This window comes from Streptomyces sp. AC550_RSS872 (genome assembly GCF_019049285.1).
In the GTDB taxonomy this organism is placed as follows: Bacteria; Actinomycetota; Actinomycetes; order Streptomycetales; family Streptomycetaceae; genus Streptomyces.
In genome coordinates this window covers 155,694-174,612 of the sequence record NZ_JAGMUL010000120.1, presented here as the reverse complement: position 1 = coordinate 174,612, position 18,919 = coordinate 155,694, and the positions used below count along the sequence as shown (strand labels likewise).

General features: G+C 71.1%; 17 protein-coding genes and 1 pseudogene. 11 read left to right on the top strand and 7 right to left on the bottom strand.

The window, feature by feature from the left end; all coding sequences use genetic code 11:
- The first annotated feature begins 277 nt into the window (after positions 1 to 277).
- From KUM44_RS33750 to KUM44_RS33740, 3 genes are read left to right on the top strand one after another with little or no spacing between them, the layout of a single operon-like run.
- Complete coding sequence (locus tag KUM44_RS33750) at positions 278 to 1,675, top strand: DUF6421 family protein (protein WP_217213564.1); 1,398 nt, start codon at positions 278 to 280, stop codon at positions 1,673 to 1,675.
- A gap of 50 nt (positions 1,676 to 1,725) precedes the next feature.
- Positions 1,726 to 2,475, top strand: a complete 750-nt coding sequence (locus KUM44_RS33745) for an SDR family NAD(P)-dependent oxidoreductase (protein ID WP_217213654.1) — start codon at positions 1,726 to 1,728, stop codon at positions 2,473 to 2,475.
- The gene (locus tag KUM44_RS33740) at positions 2,472 to 3,548 is read left to right on the top strand and encodes a low specificity L-threonine aldolase (RefSeq protein ID WP_217213563.1); all 1,077 of its coding nucleotides are present in this window, start codon (positions 2,472 to 2,474) and stop codon (positions 3,546 to 3,548) included. Before KUM44_RS33745 ends, KUM44_RS33740 begins: the two co-directional genes overlap by 4 nt.
- A 13-nt stretch (positions 3,549 to 3,561) precedes the next feature.
- Here the strand turns inward: KUM44_RS33740 and KUM44_RS33735 are convergent, their stop codons facing one another.
- Positions 3,562 to 4,932: a hypothetical protein gene (locus KUM44_RS33735; RefSeq protein WP_217213562.1), complete on the bottom strand. Its 1,371-nt coding sequence runs from the start codon at positions 4,930 to 4,932 to the stop codon at positions 3,562 to 3,564.
- A gap of 181 nt (positions 4,933 to 5,113) precedes the next feature.
- Here KUM44_RS33735 and KUM44_RS33730 point away from each other — a divergent pair, with 181 nt between their 5' ends.
- Positions 5,114 to 5,800 (top strand): B3/4 domain-containing protein, encoded by a 687-nt coding sequence (locus KUM44_RS33730; RefSeq protein WP_217213561.1) that lies wholly within the window; start codon positions 5,114 to 5,116, stop codon positions 5,798 to 5,800.
- 113 nt (positions 5,801 to 5,913) lie between these two features.
- On the opposite strand, the gene KUM44_RS33725 is transcribed toward KUM44_RS33730, so the two are convergent.
- Positions 5,914 to 6,648 (bottom strand): 1-acyl-sn-glycerol-3-phosphate acyltransferase, encoded by a 735-nt coding sequence (locus KUM44_RS33725; RefSeq protein ID WP_217213560.1) that lies wholly within the window; start codon positions 6,646 to 6,648, stop codon positions 5,914 to 5,916.
- Positions 6,649 to 6,834: 186 nt separating this feature from the next.
- Positions 6,835 to 7,251, bottom strand: coding sequence for a DUF4395 domain-containing protein (locus KUM44_RS33720; protein WP_217213559.1), 417 nt, complete (start codon positions 7,249 to 7,251; stop codon positions 6,835 to 6,837).
- A 76-nt stretch (positions 7,252 to 7,327) separates the two neighbouring features.
- Here KUM44_RS33720 and KUM44_RS33715 point away from each other — a divergent pair, with 76 nt between their 5' ends.
- The 4 genes from KUM44_RS33715 (at position 7,328) to KUM44_RS33700 (ending at position 10,529) form a co-directional block, all read left to right on the top strand.
- Positions 7,328 to 7,741 carry a thioredoxin family protein gene (locus tag KUM44_RS33715; protein ID WP_217213558.1) on the top strand — a complete coding sequence of 138 codons (414 nt, stop codon included), beginning with the start codon at positions 7,328 to 7,330 and terminating at the stop codon, positions 7,739 to 7,741.
- 209 nt (positions 7,742 to 7,950) lie between these two features.
- Positions 7,951 to 8,460, top strand: a complete 510-nt coding sequence (locus KUM44_RS33710; RefSeq protein ID WP_217213557.1) for a flavin reductase family protein — start codon at positions 7,951 to 7,953, stop codon at positions 8,458 to 8,460.
- A gap of 242 nt (positions 8,461 to 8,702) precedes the next feature.
- Positions 8,703 to 9,491, top strand: coding sequence for an electron transfer flavoprotein subunit beta/FixA family protein (locus KUM44_RS33705; protein ID WP_217213556.1), 789 nt, complete (start codon positions 8,703 to 8,705; stop codon positions 9,489 to 9,491).
- A gap of 75 nt (positions 9,492 to 9,566) precedes the next feature.
- Positions 9,567 to 10,529 (top strand): electron transfer flavoprotein subunit alpha/FixB family protein, encoded by a 963-nt coding sequence (locus tag KUM44_RS33700; RefSeq protein WP_217213555.1) that lies wholly within the window; start codon positions 9,567 to 9,569, stop codon positions 10,527 to 10,529.
- Positions 10,530 to 10,586: 57 nt separating this feature from the next.
- Here the strand turns inward: KUM44_RS33700 and KUM44_RS33695 are convergent, their stop codons facing one another.
- On the bottom strand, positions 10,587 to 11,495 hold the full coding sequence (locus KUM44_RS33695) for an endonuclease/exonuclease/phosphatase family protein (protein WP_217213554.1): 909 nt from the start codon (positions 11,493 to 11,495) through the stop codon (positions 10,587 to 10,589).
- 210 nt (positions 11,496 to 11,705) lie between these two features.
- Between KUM44_RS33695 and KUM44_RS33690 the strand changes: the two genes are divergently transcribed.
- Positions 11,706 to 13,010: an aldolase/citrate lyase family protein gene (locus KUM44_RS33690; protein ID WP_217213553.1), complete on the top strand. Its 1,305-nt coding sequence runs from the start codon at positions 11,706 to 11,708 to the stop codon at positions 13,008 to 13,010.
- Between the two features lie 104 nt (positions 13,011 to 13,114).
- On the top strand, positions 13,115 to 15,094 hold the full coding sequence (locus KUM44_RS33685; protein ID WP_217213552.1) for a serine/threonine-protein kinase: 1,980 nt from the start codon (positions 13,115 to 13,117) through the stop codon (positions 15,092 to 15,094).
- Between the two features lie 19 nt (positions 15,095 to 15,113).
- On the opposite strand, the gene KUM44_RS33680 is transcribed toward KUM44_RS33685, so the two are convergent.
- Together KUM44_RS33680 and KUM44_RS33675 are read right to left on the bottom strand one after the other, a co-directional pair.
- Entirely contained in the window at positions 15,114 to 15,905 is a 792-nt protein-coding gene (locus tag KUM44_RS33680; RefSeq protein WP_217213551.1) for a hypothetical protein, read from the bottom strand.
- A gap of 7 nt (positions 15,906 to 15,912) precedes the next feature.
- Positions 15,913 to 16,989, bottom strand: a complete 1,077-nt coding sequence (locus KUM44_RS33675) for a LacI family DNA-binding transcriptional regulator (protein WP_217213653.1) — start codon at positions 16,987 to 16,989, stop codon at positions 15,913 to 15,915.
- A gap of 220 nt (positions 16,990 to 17,209) precedes the next feature.
- Between KUM44_RS33675 and KUM44_RS33670 the strand changes: the two genes are divergently transcribed.
- On the top strand, positions 17,210 to 18,163 hold the full coding sequence (locus tag KUM44_RS33670; protein ID WP_217213550.1) for an ROK family protein: 954 nt from the start codon (positions 17,210 to 17,212) through the stop codon (positions 18,161 to 18,163).
- Between the two features lie 590 nt (positions 18,164 to 18,753).
- Here the strand turns inward: KUM44_RS33670 and KUM44_RS33665 are convergent.
- Positions 18,754 to 18,897, bottom strand: a pseudogene (locus tag KUM44_RS33665) (ABC transporter ATP-binding protein); the annotation flags it as partial.
- Between the last annotated feature and the right edge of the window lie 22 nt (positions 18,898 to 18,919).

The window sequence follows — 18,919 nt, the reverse complement described above, 5'->3', positions numbered from 1 at the left end:
GGCGGGCCTGGCGTACCTGGAGTGCGTGCCTCCAGGCGGTCACCCTGGCGTGGGCGAGTCCCCGCGGGAATTGACCGGCCGCGCGGCGGGCCGCGGCGCCTGTCCGGCCCCCCGTATGCCCAGGTGTGGCCGGAGTATGCGCCATCTGGATGACCGACAGGAAAAAATGCGGTGACCATGGGGGTGTGCAGGATAATTTCCCGAGACTCCTCTTGCTGGGAGAAACCTCGTATGTATACGGTCTCCTTACGCGAGGTTCTCCCGTGGAGGATGGGACATGACGGAAATTCTTGTGCAGGCGGCTTCGGGGGAGCAGGTTCCTCCGGCGACCAGGGTGGTGGAGCACCCGGCGTGGCCGGTGCTCAAGGATGCCGTGGAGCAGATCCGGCCATGGCAGTCCAAGGACGGATCGATCGACTTCGGCGCCGAGGGCGCGCCCGAGCGCGCGGACGCCGAGGCAGCCGTACGGCGTGTCGTGGACGCGGTCGAGGAGCTCTCCCCGCTGCTGCCGCACGACGCCGTGTACCACCAGGCGCTCGTGAAGGACCTGTGCCGCTGGGCCGAGGGCGGCTTCGAGGTGCCCGACTTCCTCGACTCCCTGCTGGCCTTCCAGCCCGCCGCGGGCCGCGCTGACGGCCTCCAGCACCTGGTCGTCTTCGCGATGTACACGCAGAACGGCAACCCCGACCGCAACCTCGAAGCGGTCGTGCTGCGCATGGTCTGGCCGGACTGGCTGGCCGAGCTGGAGCGCACCCGCTACGACAACCCGCTGTTCTGCGGCATCAAGTTCGAGGACTTCACGGCCGGCTACGACACCAACTCCGCCGTGCTCTTCCCCGAGACGATCGCCGTGCGCGAGGCGCCCGAGCGCTTCAGCTGGGGCGGCATCTTCTGCGACCGCGAGGCCGCCCGCTTCCGCCGCGTCACCGACGCCGCCGTCGACATCCTGGGCCTGGAGCTGCCCGAGGACATCGCCGCGATGGTCCACGACCAGAAGCGCTGCGAGGAGGCCTTCGTGCTGTGGGACATGGTCCACGACCGCACCCACAGCCACGGCGACCTGCCGTTCGACCCGTTCATGATCAAGCAGCGCCAGCCGTTCTGGATGTACGGCCTGGAAGAGCTGCGCTGCGACCTCACCGCTTTCAAGGAGGCCGTGAAGCTCCAGGCGGACGGCGTCCCGCAGGCCCGTGACGTGCAGTACGCGGTGCTGTTCGACCGCATGTTCCGCTTCCCGGTCACCGGCGAGCGGGTGCGCAACTACGACGGGCTCGGCGGCCAGCTCCTCTTCGCCTACCTGCACAAGCACGGCGTGATCCGCTGGACCGACAACAAGCTCGACATCGACTGGGACCGGGCCCCGCAGGTCACCAACCAGCTGTGCGCCGAGATCGAGAACCTGTACCGAGACGGCATCGACCGCCCCAAGCTCGTCCACTGGTTCGCGGGCTACGAGCTCGTCTCCACCTACCTCGCCCCGCACCCCGGTTCCCGCTGGGCCAAGGGACCGGACGCCTTGGACCTGACCCAGCCGCCGCGCAAGCTCGTCGATGACGTGCTTCCGGACGAGTTTCCGCTGAGCATGTTCTATGAGGCCCTGTCCAAGAAGCTGAAGAACGTGATCGCCTCCACCAAGGGCATCACGGCGGACAGCGCCGAGCGGATCGCCGCGTGAGCGGCACAGTCGTCCGCGTGACCCAGAACGCTGCTCAGGAGGCGAAGAAGATGGCGGGGAACGGAGCTCTCAGCGGTGCGGTGATCGCGGTGGCCGGCGCGGGTGGACCCGCGGGCCGGGCGGCGCTGCTGCGGCTGGCCGAGGCAGGGGCGACCGTCGCCGCCGCCGACAACGACCCGGAGCGGCTCGCGGAGGCCGTGGACGCGGCCCGCTACGCGTCGGGCGGCGCGACCGTCACCGGCGAACCCGTCGACCTGCTCGACCTACAGTCCACCCGGGACTGGGCCGACCACATCGAGAAGGAGTTCGGGCGCGTCGACGGCCTTGTCCACCTCGTCGGCGGCTGGCGCGGCAGCGAGACCTTCATCAAGACCAGCCTCGACGACTGGGACTTCCTGGAGCTGCTGCTCATCCGCACCGTGCAGCACACCTCGCTGGCCTTCTTCGAGGGCCTCCAGCGCAGCGACCGCGGCCGGTATCTGCTGATCAGCGCCGCCGGCGCCACGAAGCCGACCGCGGGCAACGCCTCGTACGCCGCCGCCAAGGCCGCCGCCGAGGCCTGGACGCTGGCGCTCGCCGACGCCTTCCGCAAGGCCGGGGGCGGCGAGGAGCTGACGTCAGCGGCTGCCATCCTGGTGGTGAAGGCGCTGGTGCACGACGCGATGCGCGCCGACCGCCCCAACGCGAAGTTCGCGGGGTTCACGGACGTCAAGGACCTGGCCGAGGCCATCGTCGACGTCTGGGACAAGCCCGCCGCCGAAGTGAACGGAAACCGTCTGTGGCTGACCGAGAAGCCGTGAACCCTCCGAAGACCGACGCCCGGCGCCATCACGACCCGGACGTCCGCGGCTTCGCCAGTGACAACTACGCCGGCGCCCACCCGGAGGTGCTCGCCGCCCTGGCCCTGGCCAACGGCGGGCACCAGGTGGCATACGGCGAGGACGACTACACCGAGAACCTCCAGCGGATCGTCCGCAGCCACTTCGGCGCCACCGCCGAGGCGTTCCCGGTCTTCAACGGCACCGGCGCCAACGTCGTCGCGCTCCAGGCGGTCACCGACCGCTGGGGCGCCGTGATCTGCGCCGAGAGCGCACACATCCACGTCGACGAGGGCGGCGCCCCGGAACGCATGGGCGGCCTGAAACTGCTCACCGTGCCCACACCCGACGGCAAGCTCACCCCCGAGCTGATCGACCGGCAGGCGTACGGCTGGGAGGACGAGCACCGCGCGATGCCGCAGGTCGTCTCGATCACCCAGAGCACCGAGCTCGGCACCCTCTACACGCCGGACGAGATCCGCGCGATCTGCGACCACGCCCACGCGCACGGCATGAAGGTGCACCTGGACGGCTCCCGCATAGCCAACGCCGCCGCCTCCCTGAACGTGCCCATGCGGACGTTCACCAACGCGGTCGGCGTCGACATCCTCTCCCTCGGCGGCACCAAGAACGGCGCTCTGTTCGGCGAGGCGGTCGTCGTCCTGAACCAGGACGCCGTCAGCCACATGAAGCACCTGCGCAAGCTGTCCATGCAGCTGGCCTCCAAGATGCGCTTCGTGTCGGTGCAGTTGGAGGCCCTGCTCGCCAAGGACCTGTGGCTGCGCAACGCCCGCCACGCCAACGAGATGGCCCAGCGCCTCGCCGAGGGCGTGCGCGCCGTGCACGGGGTGGAGATCCTCTACCCCGTGCAGGCCAACGGCGTCTTCGCCAAGCTCCCGCACGACGTGAGCGAACGGCTCCAGAAGAGGTTCCGGTTCTACTTCTGGGACGAGGCGGCCGGTGTCGTGCGCTGGATGTGCGCGTTCGACACGACCGAGGACGACGTGGACGCGTTCGTGGCGGCGCTGAAGGAGGAGATGGCGCGCACGGACTAGCGGATGCGGACCGTCAGTTGACGACGATCGGGGCGCTGTTGTTGCGCAGATTCGGGTCGAACTTCCTGATGGACAGCTCCGGATCGTCGTTCAGGGTCTCGACGGTGGTGCGTGCTGCGCGCACCACCTCGTCGATCCGCAGCCGCACGTCGAATGTGTGCGAGGCCTTGTCGTGCAGGTGGATCGGCGTCCGGCAGAAATAGGTCGGGACGGCCGGCCCCTCCTCGGACGGCGGCAGCTCCTCCCCGCACTCCTCCTCCGGCCATCCGACGACCGTCGTGCCCTGCGGTGCCTGGAACCGCACCGTGGCCACGGCCGCGCCCGCGCCCAGCGACGCGACCCACGCCGGGCCCCGGTTGTGAACGGTGATCCGCGCCGTCACCGTGTCCCCGGCGGCCCCGCGCACCTTGCTGCCGGTGACCTTCAGGTCGGCGGTGTTCCGGGCGTCGAGGATGACGGTCCGGTAGTTGTCCGACAGATCGAGGTCCTCGCCCCCGACGACGGCCTGCCGCGAGGCCACCGGGCGCAGATCCAGCTCGGGACCCGTCCCCGGAGTCCATGTCCCGCCACCCCGAGCCTCTTCCAGCGCCGCGTCCGAATACGGCAGTACGGAGTGGTCGAACCGCTCGTACAGCGCCTTCCGTCCCACCTGTAGGGCGCTCGTCAACTCGTACCGCTCGCCCGGAGCCACCGCCTCGTCCAGCACGCACAGCGCCGACGTACCGATCGCGTGGTCGCGGTACTCGCAGTTGGAGTTCCGCTCCAGGAACCGCAGCCCGTAGGACGCGTAGACCGACAGCAGGGTACGGTCCACGGCACGGCTGCCGTTGTTGGCGACCGTCGCCCGCACCCGGGTGTTCGTGCCGGGCCTGAGGTCGCGCTGGTTCGCGGCCTGGCTGAGCCCGAGGTCCGGCCCGTCGCCCACGGTGATCCGGGTCTGGGCCGGGTAGGCCGTCAGTTCCCCGGCGACGGCCGAGTACCGCACGTACCCGGCCGCGTCGAGCTCCGCGCCCGGCAGCGCGCGAAGCCCCAGCAGGGCGGCCGCCGCGCTGTCCGTCCCGGGCGGCATCCCGGCGAAGTCGCAGACCGCCCTGACCGTTGACTCGGGCACGCAGTTCGCGGGCCACGACACCTGCGCGAACGCGGCGATCTCGCTCACGTCCACGGTCAGTCGCCCGGCCGGTACCCCGTTCTCGGTGTTGTCGTGGGTGACCCGCACATCGAGGGTCCGCTCGGAGGCTTCACCGCCGGCGGCCGGCACGGGCAGCACGGTCTCGGACGGCACGCTGATCCACAACTGGTCGGACGCGGCGTGCACGGGCCCGCCCCCGACCGCGGCCAGGGCACAGCCGGCGAGCGCGGCTGCGAGCAGGCGATGCTTCATGATTCCCCCTTGTCGATGAGCGGTCGGTGGCCGAGACCCGTGGGACGGGGGAGGGGTTGTAGCAGGGCGCCGGGTTGCGGCGATGTTCAGCCGTTCTTCACACCCGATCAAGCGTCCAATGAAATGAACTGCGCAGTCCGGTATGCTGCACCGCATTCTGATCCTCGACGCAAGGTGGACCATGACTCTCACGCTGACCGTCTCCGACGAGGTGCGCGCCCTGGCGCCGGGCTTCACCCACGTGGCTGTCGAGGCGTACGGTCTGGTCAACGGGCCGAGCACCGAGGAGAGTTCCGCGCTCCTCGACGAAGCGGCCCGTCGGCTCGCCGTACGCCTGGAGGGGCGCGCTCCGCACGAGGACCCGCACATCGCGGCCTGGCGTGAGGTCTACACGGCGTTCGGATCGAAGCCCTCCAGGACCCGCAACTCCGCGGAAGCGCTGGCCAAGAGGGCCCTGACGGAGGCGGGACTGCCCCGGATCAACCTGCTGGTGGACGTCTACAACGCGATCAGCGTCGCCCACCTCGTCCCCGTCGGTGGCGAGGACATCGACCGCATCGAAGGCGGGATGCGCCTGGTGCGCGCCACCGGCGAGGAGGACTTCGTGACCGTCGCCGGCGGTGAGGAGGTCGTCGAGCACCCCGACGCGGGCGAGGTCGTCTGGCGCGACGACGCGGGCGTCACCTGCCGCCGCTGGAACTGGCGCCAGGGCCCCCGCACCCGGCTCACCGAGCAGACCGTCTCCGGCATCTTCCTCCTGGAGACCCTGTCCCCGATGCCGCCGGCCGAGGCCGAACAGGCAGCCACCGAACTCACCGAACTCCTGGAGAAGTTCAGCCCGGGAGCAGAGATCACGGTCCGTCGATAGAGGCGGTTCGGAAACGTCCCTCAGAGGCGCGGGACCGTCTCGATGTGCGGCCCTGCCGCGCGGGCGCGACCAGCCACGTTGGCGCCGCAGTCGATCGACGACACCGCGCGGCACTATCCAGCTGAGCTCTCCGCCGCGCGCACCTGCTCCGGCGTGGGCGCCGTACCGCCGAGGTGGGCGGGCATCCACCAGGTGTCGTGCGCGTCCTTGGGGCGGACGGGATAGGCACGCTGCGCGGCCTCCAGGAGCTCCTGGACGCGCTCGCGCAGCTGCCGGGTGATCGCACCCGCGTACTTGTCCTTGGAGGCCTCGATCGCCTCGCCGACCCGGATGGTGATCGGGGTGTGGCTGCGCTTGAAGTTACGCGGGTGGCCCTTGGTCCACAGCCGCTGCGTGCCCCACACGGCCATCGGGATCAGCGGCACGCCGGCCTCCTGGGCCAGCCGGGCGGCGCCCGACTTGAAGCTCTTCAGCGTGAACGACTGCGAGATCGTGGCCTCCGGGAAGACCCCGACGATCTCGCCGGAACGCAGCGAGTCCAGCGCGTGGGCGTACGCCGCCTCACCCTGCATGCGGTCCACGGGGATGTGCTTCATGCCGCGCATCAACGGCCCGGAGATCTTGTGCCGGAACACGGACTCCTTCGCCATGAAGCGAACGAGGCGCTTCTGCGGGAGGGCCGCCAGGCCGTTGAAGACGAAGTCCAGGTAGCTGATGTGGTTGCTCACCAGCACGGCGCCGCCCGAGCGTGGAATGTTCTCCGATCCCTTGCAGTCGATCTTGAGGTCCCACGCCTTGAACAACGCCTGGGCGAAACCTACGACGGGACGGTAGACAAGCTCTGCCATGGACGGGGTGGACCCTTCCTTCTCTGCCTGGGAAGGGAGCTCCCAGTGAAAAGTTACGCAGCCGTAGGTTTACGGCATGTCGCAGATCGTGCCCCAAGAACGGCCGAGGGCCAAGCCCAAGTGCCGGGGAAGCGCGAGATCCTCGTCACGTCGCCCCGTGATCCACCTCGGTCTTTTGTGCCCCCTTTACCCGGCGCGCACCGTCATCCGCCGCACGAGCAGGTACATCTCGCACCCCAGGCAGTATCCGAAGACGGCGTTCAGGAAGGCGGCCGCGAGGGCTGCCCCGGTGGCGGCGAGCCCCAGCCAGTGAGGGCCGAGCGTGTAGCCGGCCAGCCCGAGGCCCGCGAAGACCAGGCCCACCGCCTGGGCGAACCGAGGCGGTTGCGGCGCCTCGAACTCGGTAGGCGGCCCGATCCGGGGCCGTACGACCGTACGGAACACCCAGCCGTACGGCGAACGGCTCACCCCGCCCGCCGCGCCCAGCGCGAACGCCAGCGTCTGCCAGGCCAGCAGCCAGGCGCTCCCGGTGACCAGAACGACCGCCAGCACCGCGGTCGTCACGGCCGCCCCGAAGCGCGGCCCCCTCACATCGATGTCCATGAATCAAGCATTCCGCATGGGAAAGGATTCAGGGCGTCGGGAATCTTTGCAGTCTCGTGAAGGGTTGAGGAGGGTGATGACCGGACTGGTGGTGTGCGTGGCGGTGCTCGCGGCGGCGAGCGCCTACGGAGTGCTGCATCGGCGGCGGAGCGGGAGAGTACGGGTGCGCGGGCGGGACGACGGAAAACGGCTCGCGGCGGCCGAGTTGGGCGGCGAGCTGGGCGCACGCGCCACCCTCGTGCAGTTCTCCAGTGCCTTCTGCGCGCCCTGCCGGGCCACCCGACGGGTGCTCGGCGAGGTGGCCGGCATGGTCCCGGGCGTGACCCACGTAGAACTCGACGCCGAGGACAACCTGGACCTCGTGCGCCGCCTCGACATCCTCAAGACGCCGACCGTGCTGGTCCTGGACGCCGACGGAAACGTCGTACGGCGGGCCACCGGGCAGCCGCGCAAGGCGGACGTGATCGCGGCCCTGGGCGAAGCGGTCTGAGGGGCTGTGATGCCGAGGGTGAGTCATCTCCCACATCCCGGAACACACTTGACTGTGCGCACCACCTATCGTCAGCCTGACCTGATGCCTGAGGAACTCCTTCTCTTCGGACGGGCCCACGTCGATCTGGCCCGCACCGCGAGCGCGCGCTGTCCGGGCTGTTGAACAGCCACCGGCCCGCACGCATCCCCTCGCAGAAGGACAAGTCCATGACGGCCACGTCCGGCCTCGGCGCTCCCCGGCTCGCCTCACCCGATCTGCTCCGCTCCGTCTTCCGGCGCCATGCCGCCGGAGTGGCCGTGATCACCGCCCGCGGTGAGACGGGCCCGGTCGGCTTCACCGCCACCTCCCTCAGCTCCGTCTCCGCAGAGCCCCCGATGCTCTCCTTCGGCATCGGCACGGGCGCCTCCAGCTGGCCCGCGATCGCCGCGACGGACCACGTCGGCGTCCACATACTCGGCGAGCACCAGCAGGACCTGGCGGCCACCTTCGCCCGCAGCGGCGCCGACCGCTTCGGCCCGCCCACGGTCTGGGACGAGGGCCCCGGGGGTGTCCCCGTCCTCGACGGCGTACTCGCGTGGATGGCGTGCCGGGTCGTCGGGCGCGTGCCCGCCGGCGATCACCGCATCGTGCTGGCCGAGGTCCTGCTGGGTGACTCCACGGGCCCCGGGCGTCCGCTGCTGTACCACCAGGGCCGGTTCAACGGGCTGCGTGACTGAGCTCACCGGACCGATGTGACCGAACCGGCCGCCCGCTGTTCTGCGAAGCCGTCGGTTTCCGATTACGCTGCGTTGCGAAGGTCACAGTTCAAAGCGCTTGCTTAGCGGGGACGAACTGGGTGTACTGACGAGTAATATTTCGCTCGGGGCGCAGGTCGCCCCGATCGGGATCAGCCGCTTGGGGCGCCTATGCTGCCTGCAAGTAGGCAGCAGAGAAATGTCGACGCAGTAGGAGAGCCGGCGTGAGCTTGAGGATCGTTGTCACCGTGAAGTACGTGCCCGACGCCACTGGCGACCGGCACTTCGCCGATGACCTGACCGTCGACCGGGACGACGTGGACGGTCTGCTCTCCGAGCTCGACGAGTACGCGGTCGAGCAGGCGTTGCAGATCTCCGAGAACTCCGACGACGACGTGGAGATCACCGTTCTGACGGTGGGCCCCGAGGACGCCAAGGACGCGCTGCGCAAGGCGCTGTCCATGGGCGCCGACAAGGCCGTCCACGTCGAGGACGACGACCTGCACGGCACCGACGCGCTGGGCACCTCGCTGGTGCTGGCCAAGGCGATCGAGAAGGCCGGCTACGACCTGGTGATCTCCGGCATGGCCTCCACCGACGGCACCATGGGTGTCGTCCCGGCCCTGCTCGCCGAGCGCCTGGGCGTCCCGCAGGTCACCCTGCTCTCCGAGGTCTCCGTCGAGGACGGCACGGTCAAGGGGCGCCGGGACGGCGACGCCGCCTCCGAGCAGCTCGAGGCCTCCCTGCCGGCCGTCGTGTCGGTCACCGACCAGTCGGGCGAGGCGCGTTACCCGTCCTTCAAGGGCATCATGGCCGCCAAGAAGAAGCCGGTTCAGTCCTGGGACCTGTCCGACCTCGACATCGAGGCCGAGGAGGTCGGCCTGGAGGGTGCGTACACCGTCGTGGACGCCGCGACCGAGCGTCCGGCCCGTACCGCGGGCACGATCGTCAAGGACGAGGGCGAGGGCGGCAAGCAGCTCGCCGAGTTCCTCGCGAGCCAGAAGTTCATCTAAGGGTCCGTCGGCCCGCTCGAGGCTCAACACCCCTTCCGCCCTTCAAGACTTCGCATTCCGCAGGAGAGCAATCCCATGGCTGAAGTTCTCGTCTACGTCGACCACGTGGACGGTGCCGTCCGCAAGCCCACTCTGGAGCTGCTGACCCTGGCCCGCCGCGTCGGCGAGCCCGTCGCCGTCGCGCTGGGCAACGGCGCCGCCGACACCGCCGCCACGCTCGCCGAGCACGGCGCGGTCAAGGTGCTCACCCACGACGCGTCCGAGTACGCCGACTACCTGGTCGTCCCGAAGGTCGACGCCCTCCAGGCCGCCGTCGAGGCCGTCTCCCCGGCCGCCGTCCTCGTCCCCTCCTCCGCCGAGGGCAAGGAGATCGCCGCGCGTCTGGCGCTGCGCATCGGCTCCGGCATCATCACCGACGCCGTCGACCTGGAGGCCGGCGACGAGGGCCCGGTGGCCACCCAGTCGGTGTTCGCCGCGTCCTTCACCACCAAGTCCCGTGTCTCCAAGGGCACCCCGGTCATCACGGTCAAGCCGAACTCGGCCGCCGTGGAGGCCGCCCCGGCCGCCGGCGCGGTCGAGGCTCTGTCCGTCACCTTCTCCGCCCAGGCCACCGGCACCAAGGTCACCGCGCGCACGCCGCGTGAGTCGACCGGCCGTCCGGAGCTGACCGAGGCCGCGATCGTGGTCTCCGGCGGCCGTGGTGTCAACGGCGCGGAGAACTTCGCGATCATCGAGGCCCTCGCCGACTCCCTCGGCGCGGCCGTGGGTGCCTCGCGTGCCGCGGTGGACGCGGGCTGGTACCCGCACACCAACCAGGTCGGCCAGACCGGTAAGAGCGTCTCCCCGCAGCTGTACATCGCCTCCGGCATCTCCGGCGCGATCCAGCACCGCGCGGGCATGCAGACCTCGAAGACGATCGTGGCGATCAACAAGGACGCCGAGGCCCCGATCTTCGAGCTGGTCGACTACGGCGTGGTCGGCGACCTCTTCGACGTCGTCCCGGCGCTGACCGAGGAGATCAAGACCCGCAAGGGCTGATCCCGATCGGGCACACCGAGGCCCCCGTGACCGTCCGGCGGTCACGGGGGCCTCGTGTCATCCCAGGCTCAGGAACGCCTGCACGGGCAGATGGTCGCTCGGGAACTGGCCGTCGTCGGAGAACGTGTTGATCGCCGCCCGGTGCGCCGTGACCCCGGGTGTGGTCAGGACCCAGTCGATGCGGTCGCCGTTCGGCGTCAGCGGCTTGTAGCCGTGGAAGGTCGCGTACAGCGCGCTGCGCTCGCGTGCGGTGTCCCAGGTGTCGACGAGCCCGGCGCCGAGCAGGGTGTCGTACACCGTGTTCCGGTGGGCGGCGACATTGAAGTCCCCGGTCACCACCACCGGCAGGGAGCGGCCGAACCCGGCGATCCGCGCGGCGATGAGCGCGGCGCTGCGCTCGCGCGCGTACTGGCTGACATGGTCGAAGTGGGTGTTGAGGACGTAGAACTCCCGTCCGGCGTCGGCCAGATCGCGGAACCGGACCCAGGTGACCATGCGGGCGAAGGCCGCGCCCCAGGTGTTGGAGCCGATCACGTCCGGGGTGTCGGAGAGCCAGAAGTGGTCGTACTCGGTCGGGCGCAGACGCCGGGTGTCGTAGAAGACCGCCATGGCCTCGTCGCGGCTGCCGTGCAGCCGGCCGGTGCCCAGCCAGTCGTAGTGCGGACCGAGGTCGGAGTCGAGGTCCAGCAGCTGTGCGAAGACGCCTTCCTGGGTGCCGATGACATGCGGTGCCTCGTGGCGCAGCAGCTCGCGCATGACCGGTCTGCGGACGGCCCAGCTGTTGGGCTCGGCGGTGCTCGCGAAGCGCAGGTTGAAGGACATGGCCCGGAGCTGTCCACGGGGGGCGGGTTCGCCCGCCGAGGCGGACGACGTGGGCAGTGCTGTACTGGAGAGGGGCGCGGTGACCGCCGCGGCCAGCACGGCCTTCAGGCCCAGACGGCGCGTGACTCGGCTGTGTTTCGGCACAGGGGCTCCTTCGGTGGGAACGGCCGGACGAGTCGTGCGGGGCGTGCGTAGGGATATGGAAGTGTGATACCGCGCCCTGAGGTGGACGTGAACATGGCGAGATGGCGGAGTGTCTCTCCGTGGACATGGTGTTGACCAGGCGGAAGATCCCCAGATAACTTCGTTCTACGGATTGTTGATTCCGTATGGTGGAAAACAGGAGGGTGTGGGATGGGTCAGGGCCAGCAGGAGAAGGTGGCGACGAGCCTCGCGGGCGCCGTCAGCGAGGAGATCAGCGCCTCCCTCGCGCCGGTCGACGCCGAGCTGGAGCGTCGCTACCCCGGGGACCCCGGCGGCCGCCAGCCCGTCCACACCGTCTACGTCCCCGGTGACGTCTTCGCCGCCGGCACCATCCGCTCCTGGGGCGACCAGGCGCTCGCCTCCCTCGACGAACACGCCCCGGACGCCGCCTCCTTCGCCGCGGTCCTCGGCCTGTCCGACGAACTCGCCGAGCCCGTCCACGCGCGGGTGCGCGCCAAGCTGGAGCGCGAGCCCATCGAGGACCTGCGCGTCGACTTCGAGGACGGCTACGGCCCTCGCCCCGACGCCGAGGAGGACGAGTCCGCCGCCCGCGCGGCACGGCTGATCGCCGAGGCCTACGAGAACGGCACGGCCGCTCCGTACATGGGCATCCGCATGAAGTGCATGGAGGCGCCCGTACGCGACCGGGGCATCCGCACCCTCGACATCTTCCTCACCGGCCTGATGGAGGCCGGCGGCCTGCCCGACGGGCTCGTCCTCACCCTGCCCAAGGTGACGTATCCCGAGCAGGTCACCGCGATGGTGCGGCTCCTGGAGGAGTTCGAGAAGGCACGTGGTCTTGAGCCCGGCCGGATCGGGTTCGAGATCCAGATCGAGACCAGCCAGTCCATCCTCGCCACCGACGGCACGGCCACCGTCGCCCGGATGATCCAGGCCGCCGAGGGTCGCGCCACCGGCCTGCACTACGGCACCTTCGACTACAGCGCCTGCCTCGGCGTCTCCGCCGCCTACCAGGCCAGCGACCACCCGGCCGCCGACCACGCCAAGGCGATCATGCAGGTCGCGGCGGCCGGCACCGGCGTACGCGTCTCCGACGGCTCGACGAACGTCCTGCCCGTCGGCCCGACCGAGAAGGTCCACGACGCCTGGCGACTGCACTACGGCCTCACCCGCCGTGCCCTCGCCCGCGCCTACTACCAGGGCTGGGACATGCACCCCGGCCACATCCCCACCCGGTACGCGGCCGTCTTCGCCTTCTACCGTGAAGGTTTTGAGCAGGCCGCTGCCCGCCTCGCCCGCTACGCCAACCGGGCCGGCGGCGACGTCATGGACGAGCCCGCCACCGCCAAGGCCCTCAGCGGCTACCTGCTGCGCGGCCTGGACTGCGGCGCCCTCGACATCGGCGAGGTCGCCCGCCTGACCGGCCTCACCCGAGTCGATCTGGAGGGCTTCGCGGCGCCCAGGAGGGGCGATTTGACGGCTTCCGCGAAGTAGCGGACCTGTCACCTTCGCAACCACCGGCTGGAGTTGTCACCCCCGCCCCGTAGTCTGTACGCCACGCATCGACGTGTCAGTGGTGTCACAGGAACGGGGCAGCGGTGTCATCGGGGGAGAACGGACAGGCGGACGAGACCGGTCGGCTGCTGGCCGGGCGTTATCGCGTGCTGGCGCAGCTCGGACGCGGCGGCATGGGTGTGGTCTGGCGGGCCGTCGACGAGGTGCTGGGCCGTGAGGTCGCCGTCAAGGAACTGCGGACCTACTCGGACGCGGACGGTCCCGAACTCGCCGATTTGCGGCTGCGGATGCAGCGCGAGGCCCGCGCGGCGGCCCGGGTCAAGCATCCCGGCGTCGTTGCCGTGCACGATGTCGCCGAGGTCGACGGCCGCCCCCTGATCGTCATGGAGCTGGTCGACGGCCCCTCCCTGGAGGCGGTGCTGCGCGAGCGCGGCACCCTCGACGCACGGGAGGCGGCCGGCATCGGCGCCAAGGTCATGGACGCGCTGGCCGCCGCCCACCGGGCCGGCGTCCTGCACCGTGACGTCAAGCCGGGCAACATCCTGCTCGAACGCTCCGGCCGCGTAGTCCTGACCGACTTCGGCATCGCCACCATGGAAGACCCGGCCGACGGCTCGGCCACCCACCTGACCCGCACCGGCCATCTAGTCGGCTCCCTGGACTACATGGCCCCCGAGCGCGCCCAGGGCGCCGATCCGGGCCCGTCCTCGGACGTCTGGGCGCTCGGTGCCACGCTGTACGCGGCGGTGGAGGGTTCCGCACCCTTCCGCCGTACCTCGACCTTCTCCACGCTCACCGCGATCGTCAGCGAGCCCCTGCAAGAGCCCCGCAACGCCGGAGCCCTCGGTCCCGTCCTGCAACGGCTGATGGACAAGCGGCCCGAGTCCCGTCCCGAGGCCGACGAGGCGCGAGAACTCCTCCAGGCGGTGGCGGACTCGGGCGGCACGGACGCGGCGACGGCAGCGCTGCGAGGTCCGGTGGGCGCCGGGCCCGTACCGGACGAGACGGAGCGCAGCGCCCCTTCGGCGCCGCCCGGCTTCGGGCCCGCGGCGGGGGCGAACCCCGTCGGGCAGCAGGGCGTACCCGCTTCCGGCCTGCCCGGGGCACCGCGCTTCGGCGCCGCGGCACCGGGCGCGTCGGCGGCTCAGGGACCCGGGACTCCCGGACAGGGCATGCCGCCCGTCCAGGGCTTCGGCACCCCCGGCCGGCCCGGTTCGGCGGGACAGGCAGGTCAGGGTGAGGGATACGGCACTCCGGGACACCCGACCGCGTCGCCGTACGGCGCCCCGCCCCCGCAGCGGCACTTCCCGGACGCCACCGGCCCGATGGCCACGTCCTCCGGCACCCCCTCCCGGCGCAAGGGCCGTGCCCTGCTCGCCGCCGTGGCCGTCACCGTCGTCCTCGCGGCGGCCGGCGTCACCGTCGCCCTGGTGAACAACAAGGGCGAATCCAAGACCGAGGCGCAGAACACGTCGTCCACCACCTCCACCGGCGCCTCCGCCCCGGCGACCGGCAGTCCTGACGCCCGCCCCTCGGGCGAGGCCGGCCTGACCGACACGGACGACGACAAGAAGTCCCCCGACGCGACCAAGTCCCCCGGTGGCACGGCGGAGACCGACGCCACCGACGAGCCCACCACGGCGTCCCCGACCAAGACCTCGGGCGGCGGCACCGACGGGGGCACCACGGGCGGCGGTTCCGGCAGCGGCGGCGGCACGGGCGGGGGAGGAACCACAGGCGGCGGCGGAACCACCGGCGGGGGCGGCAGCACCCCCCAGCCCGACGCCTGCCAGTCCATCGGCGGCGGCAAGTACAACTGCCAGGTCTGGACCCAGGCCAAGTCGTACACCGCGTCCGGCACCGAGGTGGGCGTCCTCAAAGCGGGCACCAACTACTTCTACTGCCAGCAGAACCTGGGCCGTCGTGAGACGTCCGGGCAGTGGACCAACGTCTGGTGGGCCAAGACGGACGACGACAGCGGCAACACCGGCGTCTTCATCAGCGACGTCTACATCCAGGGCGGCAACAACGACGAGCCGGTGCCCGGCCTCCCGGTCTGCTGACGCTCAGGTCCGCTGTTTCTCAGGTCCGCTGAACCTCGACGTACTTCTCCAGCCCCGAGGCCGTCACCATCCGCTCCTGCGCGAACAGCCGGGTCCCGCGCTCGCACAGCCGCGCGTCGGCCCGCGCTCGCGCGCAGAACTCCTCGGGGGAGTCACCGAACAACTGCCGCAACCGGGGCGAGCCCAGCAGGAGTTCGGTGATCAGCGCCCGCTGGCCGGGGTGGGTGCGCGGCGCGCCGGTGCCGTCGTGCAGGACGCCATGGCGGTTGACGTACACGAAGGTGCCCGGGAGCGTGCTGCCGTCGGCCAGGTCGAACCGCAGGTCGGGCGCCGGCAGCCAGACCCGGTCGTAGTTGCCGTGCGGCACCGGCACGCCCTCGCTCGCGTCGATCACCTCGAGCTGCTCGGCGTCGAGCCAGGTGATGAACAAGTCCCGTACGTGGCCGGGGGCGTCGAAGGGGGAGGCGGAGACGTAACCCAGTCGGCTCACGTGTGCGGAGACGCCCACGTCGATGCCGGTGATCCGGACCTTCACCATGGGGATGGGGGAGGTGATCCCGAACGCGTCCATCTTGTGCCGCAGTTGGCCGGGGCAGGCGTTGGAGCCGACCGCGAGGACGGGCACGCGGTCGTCGTGCACCAGACGGTCCAGGGGCAGCAGCTGGTCCCCGTCGAGGAGTCCGGAGTCCGCGGGCCAGGCGCCCGGGTAGAGGAGCGGTTGATCGCGTGGTGCGTCGGCCAGGCCCAGCGCTTCCAACGTGCGGCTGTGCGAGGGCGAGGGCCGCGACGGCCCGCTCGTGATGTCGTCCATGGGCCGCTCAGTCCGCCGGCGGCAGCTCGCCCGAGCCGCGGGTGATCAGCCGCGTCGGCAGCTCGATGCGTTCAGGGGTGACCAGGGTGCCGTCGAGCTGGCGGAAGAGGCGCTCGGCGGCGGTACGGCCGAGGGCCGCGGCGTCCTGGGCGACGACGGTGACGCCGGGCTGGAGCAGGTCGGCGAGCTCGATGTCGTCGAAGCCGACGAGGGCGACGGGGCGGTTCTGCTCGGCGAGGACACGGATCACGGTGACCGTCACACGGTTGTTGCCCGCGAAGATCGCGGTGACGGGGGAGGGGCCGGAGAGCATCTCCTCGGCCGCCCGGCGCACCCGCTCGGGGTCGGTGACGCCCAGGGACATCCAGGAGTCCGCCACAGGTATGCCCGCGTCCTCCATGGCGGCCCGATAGCCGCGCAGCCGCTCGGCCGCCGTGTGGATGCGGGGCATGTCGCCGACGAAGCCGATCCTGCGGTGCCCGTGCGCGATGAGGTGGGCGACGCCGTCGCGGGCGCCGCCGAAGTTGTCGGACAGCACGCAGTCGGCGTCGATCTTCCCGGCCGGCCGGTCCACGAACACCGTGGCGACACCCGCCTTGAGCTCGGGCTCCATATAGCGGTGGTCGTCGCCGGCCGGAATGATCACCAGGCCGTCCACCCGCCGCGCGCACAGCGCCAGTGCCAGTTCCTGCTCGCGGTCCGGGTCCTCGGCGCTGGAGCCGTTGATCAGCAGGGCGCCATGCGCTCGGGCGACCTCCTCGACCGCGCGGCTCAGCGGCCCGTAGAACGGATCCGCGAGATCCTCCAGGACCAGACCGATGCTCGCCGTGCGGCCCTTGCGCAGCACCCGCGCGCTGTCGTTGCGGCGAAAGCCCAGGGCGTCGATGGCCTCCTGGACGCGGCGCTCCGTCTCCGGGGTGACACCGGGCTCACCGTTGACCACGCGCGAGACGGTCTTCAGACCGACTCCCGCCCGCGCTGCGACGTCCTTCATGGTCGGACGGTTGCCGTAGCGGTTCTCGGGTGCGCGGTCGGATCGGCGGATGGTCTCGGGCACGATGCGGCGTCCTGTCCTGTCGTCCACGGGGAAGCGTCGGTCCACTGCGAAGCGTCTGTCCACGGGGATGCGTCGGTCCATGGGTTTGTATGAGGATGTGGCGTCGAGCATAGAGCCTGGACAACGTTGTCAGATCCGGGGGACACTGTCCACCGCGATCTCCGGCCTGCGCCCCCACCGCGAGACCGGCTCGCCCAATTCCCGTGGTTGACGGGGAGATCCGAACAGTTGGGGAGAACTCACACTGATGCACACCGACCTCGTGGCTGCGCTCGACATCGGCGGCACCAAGATCGCCGGAGCGCTGGTGGACGGCCACGGCACGATCGTGGTCCGGGCTCAGCGCGCGACGCCGGCGCGGGAGGACGGCGAGACGGTGATGCGGGCCGTCGAGGAGGTCGTCGGCGAGCTCACCGCATCGCCCCTGTGGGTCCGCGCTACGGCCCTCGGCATCGGTAGCGCCGGACCCGTGGACGCCTCCGCGGGCACCGTGAGCCCGGTGAACGTGCCCGGCTGGCGCGGCTATCCGCTGGTCCGGCGGGTTCGGGAGGCGGCCGGTGGCCTCCCCGTCGAGCTGATCGGCGACGGTGTGGCCATCACCGCGGCCGAGCACTGGCAGGGGGCGGCACGGGGGCACGACAACGCGCTCTGCATGGTCGTCTCCACAGGCGTCGGCGGCGGCCTGGTGCTGAACGGCCGACTGCACCCGGGCCCCACCGGCAACGCCGGCCACATCGGCCACATCAGCGTCGAACTGGACGGCGACCCGTGCCCGTGCGGTTCGCGCGGCTGCGTGGAGCGCATCGCCAGCGGCCCCAACATCGCGCGGCGGGCTGTCGAGAAGGGCTGGCGGCCCGGCCCGGACGGCGACACCTCCGCCGCCGCGGTGGCCGCCGCGGCCCGGGAGGGCGACCCGGTCGCCGTCGCCTCCTTCGAGCGTGCCGCGCGGGCCCTGGCCGCCGGGATCGCGGCCACCGCGACCCTCGTCGAGATCGACATCGCCGTGATCGGCGGGGGAGTGGGCAAGGCGGGCGACATCCTCTTCACGCCGCTCCGCAAGGCGTTGAGCGACTACGCCACCCTGTCCTTCGTCCAGCGCCTGACCATCACGCCCGCCCAGATGGGCACGGACGCCGGGCTGGTGGGGGCCGCGGCGGCCGCGCTCGCGGGGAAGGCCGGGGCGGCCGCGGCGGGGGTGTGAGGTCCGGCGGGGGTGTACGCGCGCGGTGAGGGAAGGAACGTTTCACTCGCCGGGACGTGACGGGCGGGGACCGCCTGGCTGACGCCTAGGGGGTGTTTCGAAAGTCCCGCACAGCACCCACGGTGCCCGGCACGCACCCTCGCCGCACCGGCCAAAGGCCCAAGTACGTCCAGTACGAGGGCCTTCGTCCGGCGCGCCGAGGGCACGCACCGGACACCGCGGGCACCGCGCGGGACTTTCGAAACACCCCCTGGCATGACGAGGTCGTTCCGAGCCCGGACGCCAGGGCCGAGGCGGGGGCGGTGAACGGGACCCACAGGGCGTCGTCCATGCGTGCCGCCCGGGTCGTCTCGCCGAACCGGGTGAGCGCGGCGACGGCCGAACTCGACACCAGGAGGCCGTACACGCCGCCGAACAGGGCGGTCGGCTGTGCCGGTCGGCTCCACACCGCGTGTCTGTCCCGGGTGGCGGGCTCGGTGAGCATGCGGGGCCTTTCGCGGTCTTGGTTTCCGTGAACGTGGGTGTGGGTGCGCGTGGTGTCCGGCCGGGAGCGGGGCAGTCGCCGACCGGACAACCTGGCGTGTGGTGGGTCATCGCGCGGGGGCGAGGAGCTGGGTGGCCGCCAGCTGTGCGTACAGCCGGTCCTCGGCCACCAGTTCCTCATGGGTGCCCACCGAGCGGACCCGGCCGGATTCCATGACGACGATCCGGTCGGCGCGGGCCGAAGTGCCGAGGCAGTCCTCGCGCCCCTCGCGC

Excerpts from the sequence above, each read along its gene's own strand:
- KUM44_RS33750 (WP_217213564.1), top strand. The coding sequence starts at position 278 with ATGACGGAAATTCTTGTGCAGGCGGCTTCGGGGGAGCAGGTTCCTCCG.
- KUM44_RS33670 (WP_217213550.1), top strand. The coding sequence starts at position 17,210 with ATGCACACCGACCTCGTGGCTGCGCTCGACATCGGCGGCACCAAGATC.
- KUM44_RS33720 (WP_217213559.1), bottom strand. The coding sequence starts at position 7,251 with ATGGACATCGATGTGAGGGGGCCGCGCTTCGGGGCGGCCGTGACGACC.
- KUM44_RS33690 (WP_217213553.1), top strand. The coding sequence starts at position 11,706 with ATGGGTCAGGGCCAGCAGGAGAAGGTGGCGACGAGCCTCGCGGGCGCC.
- KUM44_RS33710 (WP_217213557.1), top strand. The coding sequence starts at position 7,951 with ATGACGGCCACGTCCGGCCTCGGCGCTCCCCGGCTCGCCTCACCCGAT.
- KUM44_RS33735 (WP_217213562.1), bottom strand. The coding sequence starts at position 4,932 with ATGAAGCATCGCCTGCTCGCAGCCGCGCTCGCCGGCTGTGCCCTGGCC.
- KUM44_RS33715 (WP_217213558.1), top strand. The coding sequence starts at position 7,328 with ATGACCGGACTGGTGGTGTGCGTGGCGGTGCTCGCGGCGGCGAGCGCC.
- KUM44_RS33745 (WP_217213654.1), top strand. The coding sequence starts at position 1,726 with ATGGCGGGGAACGGAGCTCTCAGCGGTGCGGTGATCGCGGTGGCCGGC.
- KUM44_RS33700 (WP_217213555.1), top strand. The coding sequence starts at position 9,567 with ATGGCTGAAGTTCTCGTCTACGTCGACCACGTGGACGGTGCCGTCCGC.
- KUM44_RS33680 (WP_217213551.1), bottom strand. The coding sequence starts at position 15,905 with ATGGACGACATCACGAGCGGGCCGTCGCGGCCCTCGCCCTCGCACAGC.
- KUM44_RS33730 (WP_217213561.1), top strand. The coding sequence starts at position 5,114 with ATGACTCTCACGCTGACCGTCTCCGACGAGGTGCGCGCCCTGGCGCCG.
- KUM44_RS33725 (WP_217213560.1), bottom strand. The coding sequence starts at position 6,648 with ATGGCAGAGCTTGTCTACCGTCCCGTCGTAGGTTTCGCCCAGGCGTTG.